At 68.9% G+C, this 25,777-nt stretch carries 21 protein-coding genes; 19 read left to right on the plus strand and 2 right to left on the minus strand.

Annotated features, from left to right (window positions below):
* Positions 1 to 15: 15 nt before the first annotated feature.
* The 11 genes from rseP to tilS all read left to right on the plus strand — a co-directional run bounded on the left by rseP (position 16) and on the right by tilS (position 14,763).
* Positions 16 to 1,374 (plus strand): sigma E protease regulator RseP, encoded by a 1,359-nt coding sequence (gene rseP / locus QLQ86_RS02510; RefSeq protein ID WP_282734172.1) that lies wholly within the window; start codon positions 16 to 18, stop codon positions 1,372 to 1,374.
* A gap of 87 nt (positions 1,375 to 1,461) precedes the next feature.
* Complete coding sequence (bamA, locus tag QLQ86_RS02515) at positions 1,462 to 3,804, plus strand: outer membrane protein assembly factor BamA (protein WP_282734173.1); 2,343 nt, start codon at positions 1,462 to 1,464, stop codon at positions 3,802 to 3,804.
* 28 nt (positions 3,805 to 3,832) lie between these two features.
* On the plus strand, positions 3,833 to 4,339 hold the full coding sequence (locus tag QLQ86_RS02520) for an OmpH family outer membrane protein (protein WP_282815810.1): 507 nt from the start codon (positions 3,833 to 3,835) through the stop codon (positions 4,337 to 4,339).
* Positions 4,340 to 4,367: 28 nt separating this feature from the next.
* Positions 4,368 to 5,405 carry a UDP-3-O-(3-hydroxymyristoyl)glucosamine N-acyltransferase gene (gene lpxD, locus QLQ86_RS02525; RefSeq protein ID WP_282815811.1) on the plus strand — a complete coding sequence of 346 codons (1,038 nt, stop codon included), beginning with the start codon at positions 4,368 to 4,370 and terminating at the stop codon, positions 5,403 to 5,405.
* A 106-nt stretch (positions 5,406 to 5,511) separates the two neighbouring features.
* The gene (gene fabZ / locus QLQ86_RS02530; RefSeq protein ID WP_282734176.1) at positions 5,512 to 5,955 is read left to right on the plus strand and encodes a 3-hydroxyacyl-ACP dehydratase FabZ; all 444 of its coding nucleotides are present in this window, start codon (positions 5,512 to 5,514) and stop codon (positions 5,953 to 5,955) included.
* Complete coding sequence (gene lpxA / locus QLQ86_RS02535; RefSeq protein WP_282815812.1) at positions 5,952 to 6,719, plus strand: acyl-ACP--UDP-N-acetylglucosamine O-acyltransferase; 768 nt, start codon at positions 5,952 to 5,954, stop codon at positions 6,717 to 6,719. The genes fabZ and lpxA overlap by 4 nt, the downstream gene beginning before the upstream one ends.
* A gap of 13 nt (positions 6,720 to 6,732) precedes the next feature.
* Entirely contained in the window at positions 6,733 to 7,929 is a 1,197-nt protein-coding gene (lpxB, locus tag QLQ86_RS02540) for a lipid-A-disaccharide synthase (RefSeq protein ID WP_282815813.1), read from the plus strand.
* Complete coding sequence (gene rnhB / locus QLQ86_RS02545; protein ID WP_282815814.1) at positions 7,926 to 8,564, plus strand: ribonuclease HII; 639 nt, start codon at positions 7,926 to 7,928, stop codon at positions 8,562 to 8,564. The genes lpxB and rnhB overlap by 4 nt, the downstream gene beginning before the upstream one ends.
* A gap of 21 nt (positions 8,565 to 8,585) precedes the next feature.
* Positions 8,586 to 12,086, plus strand: coding sequence for a DNA polymerase III subunit alpha (gene dnaE / locus QLQ86_RS02550; RefSeq protein WP_282734180.1), 3,501 nt, complete (start codon positions 8,586 to 8,588; stop codon positions 12,084 to 12,086).
* Between the two features lie 367 nt (positions 12,087 to 12,453).
* Positions 12,454 to 13,407 (plus strand): acetyl-CoA carboxylase carboxyl transferase subunit alpha, encoded by a 954-nt coding sequence (gene accA, locus QLQ86_RS02555; RefSeq protein ID WP_282815815.1) that lies wholly within the window; start codon positions 12,454 to 12,456, stop codon positions 13,405 to 13,407.
* A gap of 21 nt (positions 13,408 to 13,428) precedes the next feature.
* A complete protein-coding gene (gene tilS, locus QLQ86_RS02560) occupies positions 13,429 to 14,763 on the plus strand; it encodes a tRNA lysidine(34) synthetase TilS (RefSeq protein WP_282815816.1) in 1,335 nt (444 codons plus the stop codon).
* On the opposite strand, the gene ppx is transcribed toward tilS, so the two are convergent.
* Positions 14,693 to 16,237 carry an exopolyphosphatase gene (gene ppx, locus QLQ86_RS02565; RefSeq protein WP_282815817.1) on the minus strand — a complete coding sequence of 515 codons (1,545 nt, stop codon included), beginning with the start codon at positions 16,235 to 16,237 and terminating at the stop codon, positions 14,693 to 14,695. The genes tilS and ppx overlap by 71 nt on opposite strands.
* Positions 16,238 to 16,678: 441 nt before the next feature.
* Between ppx and rho the strand changes: the two genes are divergently transcribed.
* From rho to QLQ86_RS02605, 8 genes are all read left to right on the plus strand, one after another.
* Positions 16,679 to 17,938 carry a transcription termination factor Rho gene (gene rho, locus QLQ86_RS02570; RefSeq protein WP_282734184.1) on the plus strand — a complete coding sequence of 420 codons (1,260 nt, stop codon included), beginning with the start codon at positions 16,679 to 16,681 and terminating at the stop codon, positions 17,936 to 17,938.
* Between the two features lie 188 nt (positions 17,939 to 18,126).
* Positions 18,127 to 19,614 carry a 4-hydroxy-3-polyprenylbenzoate decarboxylase gene (gene ubiD / locus QLQ86_RS02575; protein ID WP_282815818.1) on the plus strand — a complete coding sequence of 496 codons (1,488 nt, stop codon included), beginning with the start codon at positions 18,127 to 18,129 and terminating at the stop codon, positions 19,612 to 19,614.
* A gap of 18 nt (positions 19,615 to 19,632) precedes the next feature.
* The gene (locus QLQ86_RS02580) at positions 19,633 to 20,412 is read left to right on the plus strand and encodes an NAD(P)H-flavin reductase (RefSeq protein ID WP_282815819.1); all 780 of its coding nucleotides are present in this window, start codon (positions 19,633 to 19,635) and stop codon (positions 20,410 to 20,412) included.
* Positions 20,409 to 21,122, plus strand: coding sequence for a dihydromonapterin reductase (gene folM, locus QLQ86_RS02585; protein WP_282815820.1), 714 nt, complete (start codon positions 20,409 to 20,411; stop codon positions 21,120 to 21,122). Before QLQ86_RS02580 ends, folM begins: the two co-directional genes overlap by 4 nt.
* 150 nt (positions 21,123 to 21,272) lie before the next feature.
* Entirely contained in the window at positions 21,273 to 21,401 is a 129-nt protein-coding gene (locus tag QLQ86_RS02590) for a hypothetical protein (RefSeq protein ID WP_257125510.1), read from the plus strand.
* Between the two features lie 63 nt (positions 21,402 to 21,464).
* The gene (locus tag QLQ86_RS02595; protein ID WP_282734188.1) at positions 21,465 to 21,590 is read left to right on the plus strand and encodes a hypothetical protein; all 126 of its coding nucleotides are present in this window, start codon (positions 21,465 to 21,467) and stop codon (positions 21,588 to 21,590) included.
* 298 nt (positions 21,591 to 21,888) lie between these two features.
* Positions 21,889 to 22,953 (plus strand): 3-deoxy-7-phosphoheptulonate synthase, encoded by a 1,065-nt coding sequence (locus QLQ86_RS02600; RefSeq protein ID WP_282815821.1) that lies wholly within the window; start codon positions 21,889 to 21,891, stop codon positions 22,951 to 22,953.
* 69 nt (positions 22,954 to 23,022) lie between these two features.
* Positions 23,023 to 23,535 carry a DUF3087 family protein gene (locus QLQ86_RS02605; protein ID WP_282815822.1) on the plus strand — a complete coding sequence of 171 codons (513 nt, stop codon included), beginning with the start codon at positions 23,023 to 23,025 and terminating at the stop codon, positions 23,533 to 23,535.
* 1 nt (position 23,536) lies between these two features.
* On the opposite strand, the gene ppk1 is transcribed toward QLQ86_RS02605, so the two are convergent.
* Positions 23,537 to 25,741, minus strand: coding sequence for a polyphosphate kinase 1 (ppk1, locus tag QLQ86_RS02610; protein ID WP_407650028.1), 2,205 nt, complete (start codon positions 25,739 to 25,741; stop codon positions 23,537 to 23,539).
* Positions 25,742 to 25,777 lie beyond the last annotated feature (36 nt).

Below are 25,777 nucleotides of genomic sequence, written 5' to 3' on the forward strand. Positions count from 1 at the left end.
TGCAAGGAGATTGCCTTGGGCCTGATCCAGAACGTGCTGGCCGTGATCGTGGTGCTCGGCCTCTTGATCACCTTCCACGAGTTCGGCCACTTCTGGGTGGCCCGGCGCTGCGGCGTGAAGGTGCTGCGCTTCTCGGTGGGCTTCGGAAAGCCGCTGTGGTCGCGCCGCGATCGTCACGGCACCGAGTTCGTGGTGGCCGCCATCCCGCTGGGCGGCTACGTAAAGATGCTCGACGAGCGCGAGGGGCCCGTCGACCCCGCCGAGCGGCAACAGGCCTTCAACAACAAGACGGTCTGGCAGCGCATCGCCGTCGTCGCGGCCGGCCCCCTGGCCAACTTCCTGCTGGCCATCGTCGCCTACTGGGCGCTGTTCGTGGCCGGCACCACCACGGTGGCGCCGGTGATCGGCAGCGTGACGCCGGATTCCCCGGCCAGCCGTGGCGGCCTCGAGGCGGGCCAGGAAATTACCGCGGTACGGGGCGAGGCGGTGCGCTCCTGGGACGAGATCAACCTCAAGCTGGTCGCGGCCATCGGCGAGAGCGGCGAGCTCGAGGTGCAGGCCCGGGACGAGGCCACCGCCGACCCACGGACCTATCGCCTGCCGGTGGAGGAGTGGCTGGTACGCCAGGATCCCCCGCGGCCGCTGCCGAGCCTGGGGCTGACCCCCTGGCAGCCCGAGATCCCGGCGGTGCTGGGTCAGCTGGTCGAGGGCGAGGCGGCCGCCGAGGCCGGCCTGCAGGTAGGCGACGAGGTCGTGGCGGTGGACGGCGACCCGGTGACGGACTGGATGGCCTTCGTCGACCGGGTCCGCGCCAGTCCGGGTGAGCCCCTCGACCTCGAGGTGCTGCGCGACGATGAGCGCCTCTCGATCACCGTCACGCCCGGCCGCAACGAGCTGGAGGAGGGCGTGGCCATCGGCTACATCGGCGCCGGTGTCGAGGCCGTCAGCTGGCCCGACGAGTACCGTCGCGAGATCCGTTACGGCCCGGTGGCCGCCGTGGGCCAGTCGCTGGCGCGTACCGGCGAGATGACGGTGCTGACCCTGGGGGCCATTCGCAAGATGGTGGTGGGGCTGATCTCGCCGTCCAACCTCTCCGGCCCCATCACCATCGCCCGGATCTCCGGCGACTCGGCGCGGGCGGGCCTGGAGAGCTTCGTCAGCTTCCTGGCCTACCTCTCGATCAGCCTGGGGGTGCTCAACCTGCTGCCGATCCCGGTGCTCGACGGCGGCCACCTGCTCTATTACCTGCTCGAGGTGGTGCGCGGTCGCCCGGTGTCCGAGCAGGCCCAGGCCGTGGGCCTGCGCATCGGCCTGGCGCTGGTCGGCACCCTGATGCTGATGGCGCTCTATTTCGACCTGATGCGGCTCTGGTAGCCGGGCGCCGGCTTGTCAGTGGCCAGTACAAATGTATAAGGTGCCTGTCTGGACAGGACGGCAGATCAACGCGAGCGAATCGACTGCATGAAAATCAAGACCATCGGACTGGCGGCGCTGCTGCTCGTAGGTGCCCAGGCGGCACAGGCGGAACCTTTCGACGTTTCCGACATAAGGGTAGAGGGGCTGCAGCGGGTTTCCCCCGCCTCGGTGTTCAATGCCTTTCCTGTCAGCGCCCGCGACCGGGTCGACGAGCGCGAGCTGGCCGAGGCGGCCCGCGAGCTCTTCGCCACCGGCCTGTTCGAGGACGTCAGCCTGGCCCGCGAGGGGGACGTGCTGATCATCCAGGTGGTGGAGCGCCCGACCATCGCGCGCCTCGATATCGAGGGCAACGACCAGATCCCCGATGAGGACCTGCGCGACGGCCTCAAGCAGGCCGGGCTGGAGGAGGGGCAGGTGCTGCAGCTCTCCACCCTCGAGGAGATCCAGCGCGAACTCGAGGGGGTCTACCAGTCCCAAGGGCGCTACAGCGCCCGGATCGAGACCTCCGTCGAGGAGGTCAGTGAGGGCCAGGTCCAGGTCAACATCGACATCGACGAGGGGGCGGTGGCCAAGATCCGCCAGATCAACATCGTCGGCAATCGTGACTTCGACGATGAGGAGCTGCGCGAGGTCTTCGAGCTCGAGGACAAGCCGGGGTTCTTCTTCGGCTGGTTCTCCAGCGACGAGTACTCCCGCGAGGCCCTGGCCGGTGACCTGGAACGGCTGCGCTCCTTCTACCTGGACCGCGGCTACGTGAACTTCAACATCGAGTCCTCCCAGGTCTCGATCAGCCCCGACAAGTCGCGGATCTTCGTTACCGTGAACATCGACGAGGGGCGGCAGTACCGGCTGGGCGACATCCGCTTCGCCGGCGATCTGCGGATCCCCGAGCGCGAGGCCCGTGAGCTGCTGGACGTGGAGAGCGGCGAGATCTTCTCTCGCAGCGACGTCACCGCCTCCTCGGAGGCCCTGCGCTCGCGGCTGGGTGCCGAGGGCTTCGCCTTCGCCAACGTGGACGGCATTCCCGAGGTCGCCACCAGCGGCGACACCGTGGACCTGACCTTCCGCGTCGAGCCCGGCCGCCGGGCTTACGTGCGGCGCATCGAGTTCGCCGGCAACACCACCACCCAGGACGAGGTGCTGCGGCGCGAGATGGTCCAGATGGAGGGGGCGCCGGCCTCCACCGAGTCGATCAGCCAGTCGCGCCAGCGCCTGGAGCGCCTGGGCTTCTTCAAGCAGGTCGACGTGGAGACGCGACCGGTGGCCGGCGAGCCCGACAAGCTCGACGTCACCTACACCGTGGAGGAGCAGCCCTCCGGCTCGATCTCGGCGAGCATCGGCTTCTCCCAGAGCGCCGGGGTGATCTACGGTGCCTCGCTGTCCCAGAACAACTTTCTCGGCACCGGCAACCGGGTCAACCTCGGTGCCCAGCGCAGCGACACCTTCACCAGCCTCAACTTCGGTTTCACCGACCCGTACTGGACCCTCGACGGCATCTCCCGCGGCTATAACCTCTACTACCGCGAGACCGACTACGAGGACTCCGACATCTCGACCTACTCCACCGACGCCTTCGGTGGGGGCATCAACTTCGGCTACCCGATCAACGAGCTGACTCGCCTGAACTTCGGGGCTGCTCTCGAGGACCTGTCGCTCAAGACCTATCGCGATACGCCGGCCGAGATCATCCAGTATGAAAATGACCAGGGCAGCGATGCCCAGAGCCTGAAGCTCACCGCCAGCTGGACCCGCAACAACCTCAATCGCGGCATCATGCCCACCGCCGGCAACTACCAGCGCCTGTCGCTGGAGAGCGCGGTGCCGGGCAGCGACGCCGAGTACTACAAGCTGCGCGCCCAGGCCCGCCAGATCTTCCCCTTCAACGAGGAGCAGACCTGGGGCCTGAAGTTCAGCGGCGAGCTGGGCTATGCGGACACCGTCGGCGGCGACGACCCCTATCCGTTCTACGAGAACTTCTTCTCCGGCGGCCTGGGCTCGGTCCGCGGCTTCACCGGCAACACCCTGGGGCCGGCCACCACCGAGCGCAACGGTGGCGACGACCGCACCCTGGGCGGCAACGTCCTGGTGGAGGGCAGCGCCGAGGTGCTCTTCCCGGTGCCCTTCGTCGAGGACCAGCGCTCGCTGCAGGCCTCGCTGTTCCTGGATGCCGGCAATACCTTCCTGACCGACTGCTACGACGTGCCTGAGGGATTCACCTCGACATGCGACTCCGGCGTCGACCTGGGCGAGCTGCGCTACAGCGCGGGGGTCGGCCTCTCCTGGTTGACCCCGGTGGGGCCGCTGACCTTCAGCGTCGCCGAGCCGCTCAACGACGAGGACGGTGACGACACCCAGTTCTTCCAGTTCTCGCTGGGTCAGACCTTCTGATCCGGCCCCCTATCGAGGAGTCTCCCCCATGCGCAAGCTGTCCGCCGCTCTCTGCCTCGGCCTGCTGGCCGCCGTGACCCTGCCGGCCCAGGCCGACGAGGTGGCCGTGCTCGACTGGCGCGCCGCGCTGATGGAGACCGATGCCGCCCAGCGCTCCATGAACGAGCTGCGCAACCGCCTCGCCGGTCAGCAGCAGGAGGCCGAGTCTCTGGGCCAGGAGCTCCAGCAGACCCAGCAGCGCCTGCAGCAGCAGGGCGAGAGCATGACCGAGACCGAGCGGCGCACGGCCATGCAGGAGTTCCAGCAGAAGGGGCAGCGCTTCGAGCAGCTGCGCCAGGAGATCGGCCAGGCGCGCCAGCAGTCCGAGCAGCAGTTCCTCCAGCAGGCCGAGCCCAAGCTGGACCAGGCCGTCCAGCAGGTCATCGACCGCCACGGGGTCGAGGTGCTCGTGGACCCGAACGGCGTGCTGCATTCCGAACGGGAGCTGCAGAACCTGACCGGGGAAGTCACCGAGATCCTCAACACCCTCTACTGAGCCGGCCGCCCCACGACAGCGAGGCCCCATGAACCAAGACGCCCGAACCCTCACACTGGCCGAGATCGCCGAGCGCCTGGGAGCCCGCCTGAAGGGTGACGGCGGCCGGCGGGTGAGCGGCCTGGCCACGCTCAGGGAGGCCGAGCCGGACCAGGTGGCCTTCCTCGCCAATCGCGCCTACCTCAAGGACCTGCCGGGGACCCGGGCCGCGGCGGTGCTGCTGGCACCCGGCCATGCCGGGACCTGCCCGGTGGCGCGCCTGGAGATGGACAACCCCTACCTCGGCTACGCCGAGCTGTCGCGGCTCTTCGATCCCCTGGCCGGGCGTACCCCGGCCGGTATCCACCCCACGGCGGTGGTCGCCGACGACGTCCGCCTGGGCGCGGAGGTGGCCATCGGCCCCCAGGCGGTGATCGAGTCGGGGGTCGAGCTGGGTGACGAGGTGGTGATCGGCCCGGGCTGCGTGGTGGGCGCCGACTCGCGCATCGGTCCCGGGTCGCGCCTGCACGCCAATGTCACCGTCTGCCATGGCGTGGTGATCGGCGCCCGGGCCATCCTGCACAGCGGCTGCGTGATCGGCGGCGACGGCTTCGGTTTCGCCCACGACGGGGCGCGCTGGCACAAGATCGCCCAGCTGGGCGGCGTGGTGCTGGGCGACGACGTCGAGGTGGGCAGCTGCTCGAGCATCGATCGCGGCGCGCTCGGCGACACCCTGATCGGCGACGACGTCAAGATCGACAGCCAGGTGCAGATCGCCCACAACGTGCAGATCGGCGACCACAGTGCCCTGGCCGGCTGCGTGGGCATCGCCGGTTCCACCCGGGTGGGCCGACACTGCATGCTGGGGGGCGGCGTGGGGCTCTCCGGCCACCTGACCATCGCCGACGGGGTACAGGTCACCGGCATGAGCCTGGTGACCAACTCGATCCTCGAGCCCGGGATCTACTCGTCGGGGACCGGCGCCATGGACAATGCCCAGTGGCGCCGCAACGCGGTGCGCTTCAAGCAGCTCGACGACATCGCCCGGCGCCTGGCGCGGCTCGAGAAGGCCGGCCGCAGCGGTTGAGGCCGTGTCGCAGGGCGGTATAATCCACCGCCTGTCTGCGCCGGCCCCTGCTGCCGGCCATGCCCTTCCGCGGGACGGGCATCCTGTCATTTCAGAGGTTGCTACGATGGTAATGGACATCAACGAGATTCGTGAGTATCTGCCCCACCGCTACCCCTTCCTGCTGGTGGATCGGGTGACGGAGATCACCCTGGGCGAAGCCATCGTTGCCTACAAGAATGTCAGCATCAATGAACCCTTCTTCAACGGCCACTTCCCGCATCACCCGATCATGCCCGGGGTGCTGGTGATCGAGGCGCTGGCCCAGGCCTGTGGCATCCTCGGCTTCAAGACCGTCAACAAGCTGCCCGCCGACGGCTACGTCTACTACCTAGTGGCCAGCGACAACGTGCGCTTCAAGCGCCCGGTGATGCCCGGCGACCAGCTGGTGCTGGAGGCCAGGGTCGAGCGCACCAAGCGGGGCATCTGGAAGTTCGCCTGCCGCGCCACGGTGGATGGCGAGCTGATCTGCGAGGCCGACATCACCTGCGCCGAGAGGAAGGTCGCTTGATACACCCTACCGCCCTCATCGATCCCGCGGCGCGCCTGGCCGACGATGTCGAGGTCGGGCCCTTCACGGTGATCGGGCCCGATGTCGAGATCGGGCCCGGCAGCCATATCGGCCCCCACGTCGTGCTCAAGGGCCCCACCGTGCTGGGTGCGCGGACCCGCATCTTCCAGTTCGCGTCGGTCGGCGAGGACTGCCAGGACAAGAAGTATGCCGGGGAGCCGACCCGCCTGGTGATGCGCGATGACAACGTCATCCGCGAAGGGGCGACCCTGCATCGCGGCACCGCGCAGGATCGCGGCGAGACCACCATCGGCTCGCGCAACCTCTTCATGGCCTACGTGCACGTCGGCCATGATTGCGTGATCGGCGACGACTGCATCCTGGCCAACCAGGTGACGCTCGCCGGCCACGTACATCTGGGCGATTTCGTCATTATCGGCGGCCTCTCGGCCATCCATCAGTTCTGCCACTTCGGCGACCACGCCATGGCGGGTGGCGGTTCGATCATCACCAAGGACACCCCGGCCTATGTGATGATCAACGGCAATCCGGCCCAGGTCCACGGGCTCAATCTGGTGGGGCTCAAGCGCCGCGGCTTCTCCCGGGAGGCCATCCGTGCGCTGGGCGAGGCCTACAAGCTGGTCTATCGCCAGGGGTTGACCACCGAGCAGGCTCTGGATCAGATCCGGGAGCGCTTCGCGCTGCCCGAGACCGAGGCCTTCGCCGCCTCCATCGAGGCCTCGACCCGCGGCATCATCCGCTGAGCATGGCGGCGTCATGACGGTCCGTCGCGTCTACCTGGTCGCCGGCGAGCTCTCCGGCGACATCCTGGGAGCCGGCCTGATGCGTGCGCTGAAGGCGTGTCATCCGGGGGTCGCGTTCCGTGGCATCGGCGGCCCGCGCATGATCGCCGAGGGCATCGACAGCCGCTTTCCCCTGGAGACCCTGTCGGTGATGGGCCTGGTCGAGGTGCTCAGGCACCTGCCCGGGCTGGTCCGGGTGCGGCGTGAACTCAGGCGCGATGCCCTGGCCTGGCGGCCCGATATCGCCATCGGCATCGATGCCCCGGATTTCAACCTCGGGCTGGAGCGGCAGCTGCGCGAGGCGGGCCTGACCACCGCCCACTACGTCAGCCCCTCCGTCTGGGCCTGGCGGCAGGGGCGGGTCAAGGGCATCGCCCGCTCCGTCGACGCCATGCTCACCTTCCTGCCCTTCGAGGCCGCCTTCTACGCCCGCCACCGCGTGCCGGTGGCCTTCGTCGGCCATCCCCTGGCCGACGAACTGCCCCTCGACAACGACCGCACCGCCGCGCGTGCCGAGCTGGGCCTGCCCGCCCACGGCCCGGTGCTGGCCGTGCTGCCCGGTTCCCGGGCCAGCGAGATCCACTTCCTGGGCGAGACCTTCCTCGCCGCCGTCGAGCGGCTCTGCGCCTCGCGCCCCGGGCTGCGGGTGGTGGTCCCGGCGGCGACGCCCGAGCGCCGCACCGAACTGGAGGCGCTGATGGCCGAGCACCCCGCCCTGGTGGACCGCCTGACCCTGGTCGACGGCCGGGCCCGGGAGGCCATGGTGGCAAGCGATGCGGTGCTGCTCGCCTCGGGCACCGCGGCCCTGGAGGCGATGCTCTGCCATCGTGCGATGCTGGTCGCCTACCGGATGGCGCCCATGACCCACTGGCTGGCGAAGCGACTGGTGAAGACCGAGTGGATCTCGCTGCCCAACCTGATCGCCCGCGAGGCCCTGGTGCCGGAGCTGATCCAGGATGCGGCCAACCCCGAGGCGATCGCCGCGGGACTAGGCGCCATGCTCGATGATCCCGCGGGTCGTGCGGCCCTGGAGGCGCGCTTCGCCGCCATGCATGCCGGCCTGCAGCGCGATGCCAGCCGCCGGGCGGCCGAGGCCATCGAGGCCCTGGTGGCGGGCCGTCCGCTGCCGGCCAGCGTGGCCCCGGAGCTGGCCGACGAGGTGTCGCCGTGACGGTCAAGGCGCGCGCGAGTGGGAAGGGGGGCCGCGAGCTGCCGCCGCTGGTGATCGACTATCCGGGAGACCGCCTGGCCGGTGTCGACGAGGTGGGGCGTGGCCCGCTGGTCGGCCCGGTGGTCGCCGCCGCGGTAATCCTCGACCCGGCACGGTCCATCGCGGGCCTTGCCGACTCCAAGGCGCTCACCGCCCGGCGTCGCGAGGCCCTGGCGCTCGAGATCCGCGAACGGGCGCTGGCCTTTGCCGTGGCCGAGGCGTCGGCCGCCGAGGTGGACGCGCTCAATATCTACCATGCCACCCACCTGGCCATGCGCCGTGCCATCGACGCCCTGGTGCCGGCGGCCGAGTACCTGCTGGTGGACGGCAACCGGTTGCCCGGGCATCATGTTCCCGGCCAGGCGGTGGTCAAGGGCGATGCTCGCCATCCGGCCATCGCCGCCGCCTCGATACTGGCCAAGGTCGCCCGCGACGCGGGCATGGTGGCCCTCGATGCCCGGTATCCCGACTACGGTTTCGCCCGCCACAAGGGCTACCCGACCCGCGAACACCTGGCCGCCCTGGAGCGCCTGGGGCCGCTGCCCGACCATCGTCGCTCCTTCGGTCCGGTAAAGCGCCAGCTGGCACTGTTCTGATTCACCAATCCCGAGCCCATCATGACCACGCCCTTCGTTCATCTTCGCGTCCACAGCGAGTTTTCCCTGGTCGACGGCCTGGTGCGTCTCAAGCCGCTGGTCCAGGCCGCCGTTGACCAGGGCCTGCCGGCCCTGACGCTGACCGACGAGGCCAACCTCTTCGGCCTGGTCAAGTTCTACAAGGGCGCCCAGGGGGCGGGGCTCAAGCCGATCATCGGCAGCGACCTCTGGCTGGCCAATCCCCATGACGAGGGGCATCCCTATCGCCTGACGCTGCTGGCCATGGACGAGACGGGCTATCGCAACCTCACCGAGCTGATCTCGCGGGGATGGATGCACGGCCAGCGCCAGGGCCTGGCCCTGCTGGACAAGGCCTGGGTGCTCGAGCAGAGCGCGGGGCTGATCGCCCTGTCCGGGGGCCGGGAAGGGGAGGTCGGCCGACACCTGTTGAGCGACCATCACGACGAGGCTCGCGCCCTGCTCGAGGAGTGGAGCGCCGCCTTCCCGGGACGCTTCTACCTGGAGCTGACCCGTACCGGCCGGCCGCTGGAAGAGGAGTGCGTGCACCTCTCGGTGGACCTGGCCGTCGAGACCGGCATTCCGGTGGTGGCCACCAACGACGTGCGCTTCCTCGCGCGCGAGGACTTCTGGGCCCACGAGACCCGGGTGGCCATCGGCGAGGGCAAGGCGCTGGACGACAAGCGCCGCGAGCGGCGCTACACCGAGGAGCAGTACCTCAAGAGCCCCGCGGAGATGGCCGAGCTGTTCGCCGACATCCCCGAGGCGCTCGAAAACAGCGTGATGATCGCCGCGCGCTGCAACGTGGAGGTGCGCCTGGGCGAGATCTTCCTGCCGGAGTTCGCGATTCCCGAGGGCATGACCCAGGACGAGTACTTCCGCAAGATCTCCCATGACGGCCTCACCGAGCGCCTGGACGTCCTCTATCCGGCAGAACGTTATCCGCGCGACGGGGCGGAGTATGCCGAGATCGACGCCCGCTACCGCAAGCGGCTCGACTTCGAGCTCGACATCATCATCCAGATGGGCTTCCCCGGCTACTTCCTGATCGTGATGGACTTCATCCAGTGGGCCAAGGACAACGACGTCCCGGTGGGGCCCGGGCGCGGCTCCGGTGCGGGCTCGCTGGTGGCCTACGCCCAGAAGATCACCGACCTCGACCCCATCGGCTACGACCTGCTGTTCGAGCGCTTCCTCAACCCGGAACGGGTCTCGATGCCCGACTTCGACGTCGACTTCTGCATGGAGAAGCGCGACCGGGTGATCGACTACGTGGCCGACCGCTACGGGCGCGACGCGGTGTCCCAGATCGTCACCTTCGGCACCATGGCGGCCAAGGCGGTGGTGCGCGACGTGGCGCGTGCCCAGGGCAAGCCCTACTCGCTGGGCGACAAGCTCTCCAAGCTGATCCCCTTCGAGGTGGGCATGACGCTGGCCAAGGCCATCGAGGCCGAGCCGGCGCTCAAGGAGTTCCTCGACAACGACGAGGAGGCCGCCGAGATCTGGGAGATGGCCAAGAAGCTCGAGGGCGTCACCCGCGGCACCGGCAAGCACGCCGGCGGCGTGGTGATCGCGCCGACCAAGCTCACCGACTTCTCGCCGCTGCTCTGCGACGAGGACGGCAACGGCCTGGTGGTGCAGTTCGACAAGAACGATATCGAGGAGGCGGGGCTGGTCAAGTTCGACTTCCTCGGCCTGCGCACCCTGACCATCATCGACTGGGCGCTGGAGATGGTCGACAAGGTCCGCGCCACCGAGGGCCAGGGGCCGCTGGACATCGACACCATCCCGCTGGATGACGTGCCGACCTTCGAGATGCTCAAGAAGGCCGAGACCACGGCGGTCTTCCAGCTCGAGTCACGTGGCATGAAGGAGCTGATCAAGCGCCTGCTGCCCGACTCCCTGGAGGACATGATCGCCCTGGTGGCGCTGTTTCGCCCCGGCCCCCTGCAGTCGGGGATGGTCGACGACTTCATCAACCGCAAGCATGGCCGGGCGGAGATCTCCTACCCCCACCCGGACTACCAGCACGAGCTGCTCAAGTCGGTGCTCGCCCCCACCTACGGCATCATCCTCTACCAGGAGCAGGTGATGCAGATCGCCCAGGTGATGGCGGGCTACTCGCTGGGCCAGGCCGACATGCTGCGCCGCGCCATGGGCAAGAAGAAGCCCGAGGAGATGGCCAAGCAGCGCGCCGGCTTCATGGAGGGCTGTGCGGCCAACGGCATCGACAAGGACCTCGCCGGCAACATCTTCGACCTGGTGGAGAAGTTCGCCGGCTACGGCTTCAACAAGTCCCACTCGGCGGCCTATGCGCTGGTCTCCTACCAGACCGCCTGGCTGAAGGCGCATTATCCCGGCCCCTTCATGGCGGCGGTGATGTCCACCGAGATGGACAACCTCGACAAGGTGGTGCCGCTGATCGAGGAGTGCCGTCACCTCTCGCTCACGGTGACCCCGCCCGACGTCAACGTCGGCGGCTACAAGTTCACCGTCGACGACCAGGCACGGGTCGTCTATGGCCTGGGGGCGATCCGCGGGGTCGGCGAGGGCCCCATCGGCGCCATCGTCGAGGCCCGCGACGCGGACGGCCCCTTCGAGGATCTCTTCGACTTCTGCCGCCGGGTCGATCCCAAGCGCATGAACAAGCGCACCCTGGAGGCGCTGATCCGCTCCGGCGCCCTGGACACCCTGGGGCCGAGCCGTGCGGTGCTCAGCGCGGCGCTGGAGGATGCCCTGAAGGCGGCGGTCCAGACCCAGACCAATCAGAACCTGGGCATGATGGACATGTTCGGCGAGGCCTTCGTCGACGAATCGGCCGCCGATGCCTACGGCGATTACCGCCAGGCTCGGGAGTGGAGCGACAAGGAGCGCCTCGCCGGCGAGAAGGAGACCCTGGGCCTCTACCTCACCGGCCACCCCATCGACGAGTACGAGGGCGAGCTCGCCCGCTTCGTCTCCACCCGCATCAGCGACCTCAAGCCCTCCCGGGAGCCCCAGCGGGTGGCGGGCCTGGTGGTCGGCGTGCGGACCATGAAGTCCAAGCGCGGCGATACCATGGCCTTCATCACCCTGGACGACCGCACCGGGCGCATCGAGGCGTCGCTGTTCGGTGAGCTCTATGACCGGCTGCGCGGCCGTCTCGAGGCCGACCAGGTGATGATCGTCGAGGGCGAGGTCTCCAGCGACGACTACTCCGGCGGACTGCGTCTGCGCGGCAAGGAGGTCACGCCGATGGTCGAGGCGCGCAGCCGCTTCGGCCAGGCGGTGGAGCTCTCCCTGGACGGCGGTCGCCTCAACGGGCGGCTGGTGGATTCGCTGCGCGCGAGCCTCGCCCCCTTCTGCGACGGGGAGGGCCTGCCGGTCCGGCTGCGCTACCGCAATGCCGAGGCCTCGGGCTGGCTGGAGCTCGCCGAGGAGTGGCGCGTCACCCCCAGCGACGAGCTGCTCACCGGCCTGCGCGAGGTGCAGGGACAGGATGGGGTAAGACTGAAGTATCGGTAAACTGGCCGTGGCCTTCAGCATGTCCGCGAGGGGCCCCGGGGGCAGGCCGTAGAGGAGGTCCTACGCCAGGGGTGAGAAGGATCCCTCCGAACGGGCTGGTCAAGGATGGCCAGCACCGGACCTGCAAGCGAAGCGGGACGCGAGAGCGAAGCAGGGCGTCGGTAGCGCCCAGGGAGGGGTTCACAGCGCCTCCTCGACGGTCCGGCGTTCCGGGGCCTTCCGCCGGATCAGTCCCGAGCAGTCGCCAGCAGTAGCTGTGTCGCCTTGCGTGGCGCGTTGAGGGTGCGATAATGCCAGCCACTTCACTTTTCGCGCCGCGCCTGGCCTCGACGGGCAGGGCGGTGAAACACGACAAGGCATCCGGCCAATGAATCCGAACTATCTCGACTTCGAACAGCCCATCGCCGAACTCCAGGCCAAGATCGAGGAGCTGCGGCTGGTCGGCAACGACAGCCAGGTCAACCTCAGCGACGAGATCGGCCGGCTCGAGGAGAAGAGCCGCAAGCTCACCGAGTCGATCTTCAAGGACTTGAGCCCCTGGCAGGTCTCGCAGCTCTCGCGCCATCCCCAGCGCCCCTACACCCTGGACTACCTGGTGCACGTCTTCAGCGACTTCGACGAGCTGCATGGCGATCGCAAGTTCGCCGACGACGCCGCCATCGTCGGCGGCGTGGCGCGCCTGGATGACCGGCCGGTGATGGTGATCGGCCACCAGAAGGGCCGCGACGTCCACGAGAAGGTGCGCCGCAACTTCGGCATGCCGCGCCCCGAGGGCTACCGCAAGGCCTGCCGCCTGATGGAGATGGCCGAGCGCTTCCGCATGCCGGTACTGACCTTTATCGATACGCCGGGGGCCTATCCCGGCATCGACGCCGAGGAGCGCGGCCAGTCCGAGGCCATCGCCTACAACCTGGCGGTGATGTCGCGACTTCGCACGCCGATCGTCGCCACCGTGGTCGGCGAGGGCGGTTCCGGCGGGGCGCTGGCCATCGGCGTCTGCGACGAACTGGCCATGCTGCAGTACTCCACCTACTCGGTGATCTCCCCCGAGGGCTGCGCCTCCATCCTCTGGAAGAGCGCCGAGAAGGCCTCCGACGCCGCCCAGGCGATGGGCATCACCGCCGAGCGTCTCAAGGAGCTGGGGCTGGTCGATACCCTGATCCCCGAGCCCCTGGGTGGTGCCCATCGCCACCCGGTGTCCACCGCCGAGCGGGTCAAGGCGTCGCTGCTGGCGAGCCTCGACCGCCTGGAGGCGATGGACACGGACCGCATGCTGGAGCGTCGCTACGAGCGCCTGATGAGCTACGGGGCACCTGTCTAAGGGGCCTTGCTGCGTTCGGCCATGTCCCTGCAACGTCTGATCGATGACGCCCTGGCCCAGACCCCGCCGGGGCGTTGTGTCTGGGTGGCCCTCTCGGGGGGGCTGGACTCCTCGCTGCTGCTGACCCTGGCGGCCACGGCCGGTCGTCGTCATCCCCGCCCCCTGCGGGCCCTGCATGTCCACCATGGCCTGCAGCCCGCCGCCGACGGCTTCGAGCGTCACTGCCGGCGGCTCTGTTCGCGACTCGGCGTGCCGCTGTTCGTGGAAGGTGTCGCCGTCGACCGATCCGCCGGGCAGGGGCTGGAAGGGGCGGCCCGGGCGGCGCGCTTCGCCGCCTTCGCCGGGCGAGTGGCCCCGGGGGAGACCCTCTGGCTGGCCCAGCATCGGGATGACCAGGCCGAGACCTTCCTGCTGGCCGCCCTGCGTGGCAGCGGGGTGCGCGGCCTGGCCGGGATGACGATGGGCCGCGACTGGCGGGGCCGGCGGCTCGAGCGCCCCTTTCTGGCTATGGCGCGGCCGACCCTCGAGGCCGAGGCGGGGCGCCGGGGCCTGGCCTGGGTGGAGGACCCCTCCAACGACGACGAGACCCTGGACCGCAACTTCCTGCGCCACGCCGTGCTGCCGCTGCTGGCGTCCCGCTGGCCCCATGCCGGCGAGGCCCTCTCCCGCAGCGCGGTGCTGGCCGGTGAGGCAGATACCCTGCTTGGCGAGCTCGCCGGGCTGGATCTCGAGCGCCTGGGTGGCGACCCTGCGCGTTTGAAGCTTGATGGGCTGGCCTGGCTGTCGTCGGATGCTCGCCGGCGTCTGCTGGTGCGCCACTGCTGCGCACGGCTGGGCCTGCCGACGCCGCCGGCGCGGCGGCTGGCGACGCTGCTGGCCCAGCTCGGTGCCAGGCAGGATGCCGAGGTGCGGGTGGCCTGGCCCGGCGCGGAGGCCAGGGTCTGGCGAGGGCAGCTTTATCTGCTGGCGCCTCCTGAGCCGCTGCCGGTCGACTGGCAGGCCGGGTGGGATGGCCGCTCACCGCTGGTCACGCCATGGGGAGAGGTGCGGGTCTCGCTGGGCCGGGGCGATGGTGCACCGGTCCGTCTGCAGGTAGTACCGCGGCGAGGGGGAGAGCGGCTGCGGCTGCCCGGCCGTGGCCGGCGCGACCTCAAGCGGCTGCTGCAGGAGCTCGACGTGCCGCCCTGGGCGCGTGGGCGGCTGCTGGTGGTTCGGCTGGGAGAAACCGCGGTGGCGGTGCTCGATCCGGTGGATGAGGCGTGGCTGGCGCTCGGCGAGGGCTGGGTCAGCCGCGGCGCAGCACCAGGGGGAAGTCCGCGGCCTGCTGGTAGGCCGCCTCCTGCTCCAGATCGTTGAGCAGCAGCGCCGGGGTCTCCTCGCCGACCAGCGTCAGCGTCAGCGCCTCGCCCTCCGCTTCGAGCCGCGGCACGGCCGGGGGCTGCTCGGGACGGGAGTGATTGAGGATCACCGCCAGGCGCAGCAGTCGGGCCAGCCGGGCGTGGGGACGGCGCTCCGACTCGGGCAGCGCCTGCCACTCCTTGACCGGGAACTTGCGGCGGTGGGCGCGCACCAGGAAGGCCAGCAGTCGTTGTTCCGGCCGCGAGAAGCCGGCCAGGTCGGAGTACTCCAGCAGGTAGGCGCCGTGGCGATGGAACTGGCTGTGGGAGATGGCCAGGCCGATCTCGTGCAGGCGGCTGCCCCAGTCGAGGAAGCGCGCCTGGTCGTCGTCGAGGCCCCAGGTCCCGCGGACCTGGTCGAGCAGGGCGCCGGCGGTGGCCGCCACGTTGTCGGCCTGCCGGCCGTCCACCTGGTAGCTGCGGGCCAGGCCGTCCAGGGTCTTGAGGCGCGAGTCCTCGGGACTGTTGCGCCCCACCATGTCGTAGAGCACCCCCTCGCGCAGGGCGCCGTCGGCATAGCGCATCCGCTCCAGGTCGAAGGCCTCGAAGACCGCGCCGAGAATCGCCACCCCGGCCGGAAAGACCCGCGAGCGGTCGGCCTTGAGTCCCTCCATGGCCACCTTGTCGAGCTTCCTGCACTTGATCAGGCGCTTGCGCAGGGCGGCCAGGCCGTTGCGGGTGATCACCCCGTCGGGGGCATCCCCGGCGGCCGCGATCACCGCGGCCGCCGCCTTGATGGTGCCGCTGGACCCCACCGGGTCGACCCAGCCCAGGCGCTGGTAGGGGCGCTGGATGTTGGCCAGCTCCGAGAGGGCGGCAAGCTCCGCCTGGCGCATGCGCTTCTCGCTGATCTCGCCCCCCTCGAAGAAGCGGCGGGTGAAGGTCACGCAGCCCATGCGCAGGCTCTCCAGCGCCAGGGGCTCGAAGCGCTCGCCGATGATGAACTCCGTGGAGCCGCCGCCGATGTCGACGATCAGTCGGCGGCCGTCCTCGGCCAGGGCGTGGGCCGCGCCCAGATAGATCAGGCGGGCCTCCTCGCGGCCGGCGATGATCTCGATGCGGTGGCCGAGCAGGGCCTCGGCGCGCTCGATCAGCGCCTGGCTGTTGATCGCATCGCGCAGCGCGTTGGTGCCCACCACCCGCAGGTGCCCCGGGGTGATATCCTCGAGGAAGGGGGCAAAGCGTGCCAGGCAGTCCAGGGCGCGCTGCATGGCCTCCTCGCCGAGCCGGCCGTCCTCGTCGAGGCCGGCGGCCAGCTGGACCTTCTCGCCGAGGCGGGCCACCACCTGCAGGCGGTCGTCCTGATAGTTGGCCACCAGCAGGTGGAAGCTGTTGGAGCCGAGGTCAATGGCGGCGAGCCGGGTGGGATCGCCGGCCACGGCAGCCGTAAGTGGGGCGGCAGCGGAGGGCGCCGGGTCCTGTGGCGAGGTCATGGCAGTTCCTTCGGATCGGTCAGGGGCAAGGGTGCGCGGCGCTCCCGATCGTGTCAATTGTCGCGGGTCCCAGGGCTTGCGTTCGCCCGCCGGCTTGACTAGTATCGGGTCGTTCGCCTGTTCCGAATGCTTCCCGACCGTCTCGCGGCGATCCCGTCACGGTCAGTTTCCAAGTCGTCAGACAGCCCACTGCTTCAGCCCGCGATCCCGGCCGCCTGGCCCGGACCCGCAGGTCAGGCGAAAACGAACCTGCTTCCTCGCTTCCGATATCGGCCCGGCAACCCAGAATGCGGTCGCCCGCCCATGGCCATACGATGCAGCATGACGAGAGGTAGCCTGTCCGGGCTCTGAACGCATCCACAGGGCGTCATCGTCTCGCCTCCTGTCTTTCCTCACGGCGCACTGCCGCCCGGCTTCCACGAGCGAATTCTGAACACACCGATGAATCTTACCGAACTCAAGCAAAAGCCAGTGCCGGAGCTTCTGGAGATTGCCCGCGAGATGGGCATCGACAACCTGGCACGTTCCCGCAAGCAGGACATCATCTTCGCCATCCTCAAGAAGCATGCCAAGAGCGGCGAGCCGATCTTCGGTGATGGCGTGCTGGAGATCCTGCAGGATGGATTCGGCTTCCTGCGCAGTGCCGACAGCTCCTACCTGGCCGGTCCCGACGACATCTATGTCTCGCCCTCCCAGATCCGGCGCTTCAACCTGCGCAAGGGCGACTCCATCTCCGGCAAGATTCGCCCGCCGAAGGAAGGGGAGCGCTACTTCGCGCTGCTCAAGGTCAGCGAGATCAACTTCGACAAGCCGGAGAACGCCAAGCACAAGATCCTGTTCGAGAACCTCACGCCGCTGTTCCCCCAGGAGCGGCTGCGCATGGAGATCGGCAACGGCTCCACCGAGGACCTCACGGCGCGGATCATCGACCTGGTGGCGCCCATCGGCAAGGGCCAGCGCGGCCTGCTGGTCTCCCCGCCCAAGGCGGGCAAGACCCTGATGCTGCAGAACATCGCCACCTCCATCACCCGCAACAACCCCGAGTGCCACCTGATCGTGCTGCTGATCGACGAGCGCCCGGAGGAAGTGACCGAGATGTCGCGCACGGTGCGCGGCGAGGTGGTGGCCTCGACCTTCGACGAGCCGCCGGCGCGCCACGTGCAGGTCGCCGAGATGGTGATCGAGAAGGCCAAGCGCCTGGTCGAGCACAAGAAGGACGTGGTGATCCTGCTCGACTCCATCACCCGCCTGGCGCGGGCCTACAACACCGTGGTGCCGAGCTCCGGCAAGGTGCTCACGGGCGGCGTCGACGCCCATGCCCTGGAGAAGCCCAAGCGCTTCTTCGGTGCGGCCCGCAACATCGAGGAGGGCGGCAGCCTGACCATCATCGCCACGGCGCTGGTCGATACCGGCTCCAAGATGGACGAGGTGATCTTCGAGGAGTTCAAGGGCACCGGCAACATGGAGGCGCACCTGGACCGCAAGCTGGCCGAGCGCCGCGTCTACCCGGCGATCAACATCCGCCGCTCCGGCACCCGCCGCGAGGACCTGATCGCCTCCGAGGACGAGATGCAGCGCATGTGGATCCTGCGCAAGCTGCTCAATCCCATGGAGGATACCGCGGCCACCGAGTTCCTGATCGACCGCCTGAAGGATACCAAGACCAACCTCGAGTTCTTCGAAGCGATGAAACGCCGCTGACCATGGCTGCCGGGAATGCCACTGCGCGGCTGACCCGGCGACAGGCCCCGGAGCGCCGGACCGTCGAAGAGGCGCTGTAACCCCCTCTCCGGCCTGTCCCCGGCGTCGCTTGCCAGGGCAACACAGCAGACGTATTCAAGGGGCATGCTATGCTGCCCCTTTCGTCATTCTGGAATCGGGAAATCCGAATGAAGTACAAGGACCTGCGCGAGTTCATCGCGGTGCTCGAGGCCCAGGGCGAGCTCAAGCGCATCACCGCCGAGGTCGACCCCTACCTCGAGATCACCGAGATCTGCGACCGTACCCTGCGTGCCGGGGGCCCGGCGCTGCTGTTCGAGAACGTCAAGGGCCATGCCATGCCGCTGCTCGGCAACCTCTTCGGCACGCCGAAGCGGGTGGCCATGGGCATGGGCCAGGACTCGGTCGCCGCATTGCGCGAGGTGGGGGAGCTGCTCGCCTTCCTCAAGGAGCCCGAACCGCCCAAGGGGTTTCGCGACGCCTGGAGCAAGCTGCCGATCTTCCGGCAGGTGATGAGCATGGGGCCGAAGACGGTGCGCTCGGCACCGGTGCAGGCGCTCGCCTACGAGGGCGACGAGGTCGACCTCGACCGCCTGCCGATCCAGCACTGCTGGCCCGGCGACGCCGCGCCGCTGGTCACCTGGCCCCTGGTGATCACCAAGGGACCCCACAAGACCCGCCAGAACCTGGGGATCTATCGCCAGCAGAAGCTCGGGAGGAACCGCCTGATCATGCGCTGGCTCTCCCATCGCGGCGGGTCGCTGGACTTCCAGGAGTTCCAGCAGGCCCATCCCGGCGAGCCCTTCCCTGTGGCGGTGGCGCTGGGCGCCGACCCGGCCACCATCCTGGGGGCGGTGACGCCGGTGCCCGACAGCCTCTCCGAGTATGCCTTCGCCGGCCTTCTGCGCGGCTCACGCACCGAGCTGGTCAGCTGCGGCCATGCCGACCTCCAGGTACCGGCCTCCGCCGAGATCATCCTCGAGGGGTTCATCTACCCCGACGACATGGCCCCCGAGGGTCCCTACGGCGACCATACCGGCTACTACAACGAGGTCGAGCAGTTCCCGGTGTTCACGGTGACGCGCATGACCATGCGCGAGAACGCGATCTACCACTCCACCTACACCGGCCGTCCGCCCGACGAGCCGGCGATCCTGGGCCTGGCGCTGAACGAGGTGTTCGTGCCCATCCTGCGCCGCCAGTTCCCCGAGATCGTCGACTTCTACCTGCCGCCTGAGGGGTGCTCCTACCGCATGGCGGTGGTGACCATGAAGAAGCAGTACCCGGGCCACGCCAAGCGGGTGATGATGGGCGTGTGGAGCTTCCTGCGCCAGTTCATGTACACCAAGTTCGTGGTGGTGCTCGACGACGACGTCTGTGCCCGCGACTGGAAGGACGTGATCTGGGCCATCACCACGCGCATGGACCCCGCCCGGGATACCGTGATGGTGGAGAACACCCCCATCGACTACCTGGACTTCGCCTCCCCCGTGGCGGGACTCGGCTCCAAGATGGGCCTGGACGCCACCAGCAAGTGGCCCGGCGAGACCGACCGCGAGTGGGGCACTCCCATCGTCATGGACGAGGCCGTCAAGGCCCGCGTCAGCGAGCGCTGGAACGAGCTGGGCATCGAGCTCCCCGACAACGCGACATTCTGACTACTTCATGAGGCTTTCATGACGCCAAGGACCCTGACCTGCCTGGTCACCGAGGTCGAGGATCTCACCCCGGACGTCTTCCGCGTCCAGTTGGAGGGCCGGCCCGAGGCCGTGGCCCATGATCCCGGCCAGTACCTGGAGCTGAAGCTGGAGGAGGACCTCTGGGTGCCGTTCTCCATCGCCAACGCCCATGCCGGCGATGGCACCATCGAGCTTCACATCCAGCACTGGCCCGAGCGGGAGAACTCCGCCCGGCTGCGCGAGCTGATGCAGGTGGCCGAGCGGCTGACCCTGCGCCTGCCCGGCGGCGACTGCATCCTCGACCCGGACAGCACGCGACCTTTGCTGCTGGTCGCCGCCGGCACCGGCTTTTCCCAGATGAAGGCGATCGTCGAGGCGGCGCTGCACGATGACCCGGCACGCGAGATCGACCTCTGGTGGGCGGCCCGCGAGCGTCGCGACCTCTACCTGGAACGCCTGCCCCGGGCGTGGGTAGAAGCGCATGCCAATGTCCGCTTCCACGCCGTGACCGAGGTCGCGCCCGAGGAAGCCGTGGCGGGGGAGCGGGTCATCGGCCACCGCGGCCGGATCGACCAGGCCCTGGCGACGACCCTCGATGACGTCTCGGGGCATGACGTCTACGTCTCCGGCTCGCCGGGCATGGTCTATGCCTGCGTCGACGTGCTCGCCTCGCTGGGCCTGGCGCCCTCTCGGGTCTTCTCGGATGTCTTCGCCTATGCGCCGCGGGACCCTATCGTGCCCACCGCGGGCAGCCTGGTGAGGGAGGGGCGGTCATGAGCGCCTCGCCGATCCTGATCACCGGTGGCGCCCAGCGCCTGGGACGCCACTGTGCCGAGCGGCTGCGCGACGACGGCCATCCGGCGATCATCAGCTATCGCCGCGAGCGGCCCGAGCTGGACGCGCTGCGTGAGCGGGGCATCGTCACCCTGCAGGCCGACTTCTCGACGGAGGCGGGCATCCTGGCGTTCCTCGCCAGGCTGAAGGAGGCAACCCCTTCCCTGAGAGCGGTCGTCCATAACGCCAGCGATTGGGCGCCGGACTCCAGCGGCCCCGAGGCGGGAGCTACCTTCGAGCGGTTGTTTCGCATCCACATGCTGGCGCCCTACCTGATCAACCTGCATGCCCGGGCGCTGCTCGAGGCGTGCAGCGAGCCCCAGCGCGACATCGTGCACCTGACCGACTATGTGGTGCAGAAGGGCTCCAGGAAGCACGCCGCCTACGCCGCCACCAAGGCGGGACTGGACAACCTGACGCTCTCCTTCGCCGCCATGTACGCCCCGATGATCCAGGTCAATGCCATCGCTCCGGCGATGATCATGCTCAACGAGGGCGATGACGAGGCCTACGCCGAGAAGGCCCGCGCAAAGTCGGCGATGGAGATGATTCCCGGCCCCGGGGTGATCTATCAGAGCCTGCGCTACCTGCTCGACAATCGCTACGTCACCGGCGTGACCCTGCCGGTGGATGGCGGGCGCCACCTGCGCTGAGCCTGCAACCACCGGGGAGTATCAGTCAGGAAGGGGCGAGGCGCTGGATCAGCCTCTAGCGAACCCTGGCTGCGACCATCGGTGTCGTGCCGGATGCGGCCATCTTCGCTAGAATGCGGCTCTACCCTGACACGATAAAAGGAGCGACACATGGCGGGACACGACACGAACTTCAAGGACGACAGCGGCCTGCTGTCCGTGGTGCTGGGCCTGGTGGTGCTGGTGGCCATGAGCGCCCTGCCGGCCACCATCGGCTGGTACCAGCTGTTCGCCGGCTGAGCGGAGGCCCTTGCCAGCCATGCCGCAATGCGGCAGGATGAGGCGAAACCTCAGGAGCGACCCATGATCATGACCCACCGCGTCAAGCCCGCGTCTCACGTTGCCCGCAATGGCAGCGAGGCGTTCGCTGTGTGCGGCTATTGGTCTGGTTACTGGTTTATTCCCGGGGTGCCCGTGGCCATGTCCTGAACGCAAGACGCGACATCGCCGGGAGGCACCTCACCAGGGCCGCCTCCGCCAGAACCCCCGGACGGCCGCCCCGCCCGGGGGTTCCGCATTTCACGGCCCCCGTCCATACAACCGACATCCAGGAGAGAGACCATGACCGCATCCATCGCCATCCGCCAGACCCGGGGCTTCGCGGGCTATTATGGCTACTGGCGATTTAGCGAGCTGCGGTCGGCTCACTCCGCCACGCCCGGCCGTAGCGAGATCGGTGGCACCCGACCGACACGATGTATGACCGCTACCCGGAGTTGATGACGCCATGAACGCTTCCCTTGCCGCCGCCCCCCTGGCCGAGCCCCTGCGCTCCGCCGCCAACCCGGCCCGGCCGCTGCCCACCCCCGGCGAGCTGCGCCGCGAACTGCCGCTTTCTCCCGAACTGGTGGCCCGGATAGGGGCCCAGCGCCGAGCCATCCACGAGATCCTCGCCGGCCACGACGACCGTCTGCTGGTGGTGGTGGGCCCCTGTTCCATCCACGAACCCGAGGCGGCCCTGGAGTACGCCCGCCGCCTGGCCGCACTGGCGCCCCGGGTCGATGACCGACTGCTCCCGGTGATGCGCGTCTACGTGGAGAAGCCGCGCACCACCGTGGGCTGGAAGGGGCTGGCCTACGACCCGGACCTCGACGGCAGCGGCGATATGGCCCGCGGCCTAGAGGTGTCGCGGCGGCTGATGCGCGAGGTGGCCGAGCTGGGGCTGCCGGTGGCCACCGAACTGTTGCAGCCGATGCTGGCGCCCTACCTGGAGGACCTGCTCGCCTGGGTGGCCATCGGGGCCCGCACCACCGAGTCGCAGCTTCACCGCGAGCTGGCCAGCGGCCTCGAGGCGGCGGTGGGGTTCAAGAACGCTACCGGCGGCGACATCGGCGTGGCGCTCGATGCCATGCGCGCCTCGGCGCACCCGCACAGCCACTTCGGGCTCGATGAAGAGGGGCGTCCGGCGGTGCGCGATACGGCAGGCAACCCTCATACCCAGCTTGTGCTGCGCGGCGGCCACGGCGAGCCCAACTACCAGGCCTCCCATGTCCAGGCGGCACGCCGCGCCCTGGAGGACGCCAACCTGTCGCCGCGGCTGATGGTCGACTGCAGCCACGCCAATGCGCTCAAGGACCACCGCCGCCAGAGCGAGGTGCTGCTCGACGTGCTGGCCCAGCGCCTGGCCGGCGAGACGGCGTTGGCGGGGCTGATGCTGGAGAGCCATCTCCACGAGGGCAAGCAAGCGCTTGCGCCGGGCCGGCTGCGCCATGGGGTCTCGGTCACCGATGCCTGCATCGGCTGGGAGACCACCGAGCATCTGCTGCTGACGGCAGCCGAGCGACTTCGCTAGCCCTGTACCCCGGATGGCGATGTCGGGATAATCAGTCCCGATTTCCGACTCGCCACCCAGGACGCACAGATGACCTTCCAGTTCGAAGAGCACGACCCCGAGGCCTATCGCCGCAAGGCCAAGCTGATCAGCCTGGCCATGGCCGGCCAGCTGATCGTCTTCGGGCTGGTGTTCTCGCAGCTGCTGACCACCACCTTCGGCTCTAGCTTCTGGCTCAATGCCCTGGGCGTGCTGCTGGGGCTGGTCGCGACCAGCCTGGTGTTCGCGGTGCTGCGCGAGCGCCCCTGGATGACCGAGATGCGCTATGTCTGGCAGCTCAAGCACCAGCTGTCCCGGGTCAGCGGCTACCTGCCGGCGCTGCGCCGCGGCATGGCGGAGGGCAACGACACGGCGCTGGCGGTGCTCGCCTTCTACCACCAGGGCATGGCCCAGCTCGCCGAGCTCAATGGCCGCACCCTGGACGACGATGCCGAACTGCTCGCCGAGCGCGAGGTGGTGCGTACCGCCCGTCGCGAGCGCGGCCTGCCCGAGCGCGTATCCGGGCTCGACCCCCATGACCTGGATGCGTTCCGCAAGGGCTGAGTCAGGCCCTGGCGGCATAGGCGAAGAGCAGGGTCTCCTGGGCGCTGATCGGGGCCGCACCGCCGGGCTGCTGCTTGACGTAGAGGCCGTCGCTGCGCAGCAGCCAGCTCTGGCAGTTGTCCACCAGGTAGGTCTCGAGGTCCTTGCGGACCCGGGCGGCCAGCTTCCTGTCCAATAGCGGGAAGCAGGTCTCGACCCGATGGAACATGTTGCGCGCCATGAAGTCAGCGCTGGAGCCCCAGGTCTCCGGCTTGCCGTCGTTGTGGAAATGGAACACCCGGGTGTGCTCCAGGAAGCGGCCGATGATCGAGCGCACCCGGATGTTCTCCGAGATGCCGGGAATGCCCGGGCGCAGGCAGCACATGCCACGGATGATCAGGTCGCACTCCACCCCGGCCCGCGAGGCCCGGTAGAGGGCCTGGATCAGCTTCGGCTCGGTGAGCGAGTTGCACTTGATGATCAGGTGGGCGCGCTTGCCCTTGCGGGCATGTTCGGCCTCCCGGTCGATCTTGGCCACCATCTGTTCGTGCAGGGTGAAGGGGGCGTGCAACAGCTGCTCGATGTGCCGGGCCCGGCCCATGCCCGAGAGCTGCTGGAAGACCTTGTGCACGTCGGCGCAGAGCACCGGGTCGGCGGTGAGCAGGCTATAGTCGGTGTAGAGCTTGGCGGTCCGCGAGTGGTAGTTGCCGGTGCCCAGGTGGGCATAGTGGCGCAGCTTGCCCCGTTCACGACGCACGATGTGCATCATCTTGGCGTGGGTCTTGTAGGCCATCACCCCGTAGATGACGATGGCCCCGGCTTCCTGCAGGCGCGAGGCCAGGGCCAGGTTGTCGGCCTCATCGAAGCGTGCCCGTAGCTCAATCACCACCGTGACCTCTTTGCCGTTGCCGGCGGCCTCGACCAGGGCGTTGACGATGGGCGAGTCGGCGCCGGTGCGGTAGAGGGTCTGCTTGATGGCCAGCACGTCCGGGTCCCGCGCGGCCTCCCCGAGCATCTCCTCCACCGGGGAGAAGGACTGGAAGGGATGATGGAGCAGGATGTCGCCATCGGCGATCGCGGCCAGCACGCTGTCGGCCTTGCGCAGTGCCTTGGGCAGGCCGGGGGTGAAGGGGCGATAGAGCAGCTCGGGACGCTCCACGTCGCCCAGCACCGACATCATGCGGGTCAGGTTCACCGGGCCGTTGACCCGGAAGAGGTCCGGCTCCTCGAGCTGGAACTGCCTGAGCAGGAACTCGGCCAGCTCGTCGGGGCAGTTGTCGGCCACCTCCAGCCGGACCCCGCTACCGTAGCGCCGCGACAGCAGCTCTCCGCGCAGCGCCGAGGCGAGGTCGGAAACCTCCTCGGGGTCCACGGCGAGGTCGGCGTTGCGGGTCAGTCGGAACTGGTAGCAGCCGAGTACCGTCATGCCGGGAAAGACCTCCTCGGCATGGGCATGGATCATCGAGGAGAGGAAGACGTACTCGCTGAAGCCCGCCTCGCAGAGCGCCTCGGGCAGGGCGATCACCCGCGGCAGCGAGCGGGGTGCCGGCAGGATGGCCAGGCCCCCCTCGCGGCCGAAGGCGTCCTTGCCCTCGAGCTGGACGATGAAGTTGAGGCTCTTGTTGACCAGGCGTGGGAAGGGGTGGGAAGGGTCCAGGCCGATGGGGCTGATCACCGGCATGATCTCGGTCTCGAAGTAGTCGCGCACCCAGGCGCCCTGGGCTTCGGACCAGTCCCCGCGGCGACGGAAGCGAAGCCGCTGGGCCTCCAGGGCGGGGATCAGGACCTCGTTGAGGATCTGGTACTGGCGCGCCACCTGGGAATGGGCGATCTGGGCGATCTCGGCCAGCACCGAGCGGGGCGAGCGACCGTCGGCGCCGGTGGCATCATCGCCGAGCAGCACCTGGTTCTTGAGGCCCGCCACGCGGATCTCGAAGAACTCGTCCATGTTGGACGAGAAGATCAGCAGGAACATCAGCCGGTTGAGCAGCGGATGAGCCTCGTCCAGGGCCTGTTCCAGCACCCGGACGTTGAACTGAAGGTGGGAGAGCTCGCGGTTGAAGTAGAGCCCGGGGTCGGCCAGGTCTGCCTCCGGATCCGGCAGCGCCTTGGGCTTGATGCCGGTGCGGGTCTGGTTCAACCGCGGGGCGGGAGGCTCGGGGGGCTCGCCGCCCCCCGTCTGGGTGGGCATGTCGGGCTGCCGGTCGGGACCGCGTGTCTCTTCCATGGGGTTTCCCTGTCGTCGGGCGGAAGGGCGCTGTCC

The organism is Halomonas rhizosphaerae, assembly GCF_030012485.1.
GTDB lineage: Bacteria > Pseudomonadota > Gammaproteobacteria > Pseudomonadales > Halomonadaceae > Halomonas > Halomonas rhizosphaerae.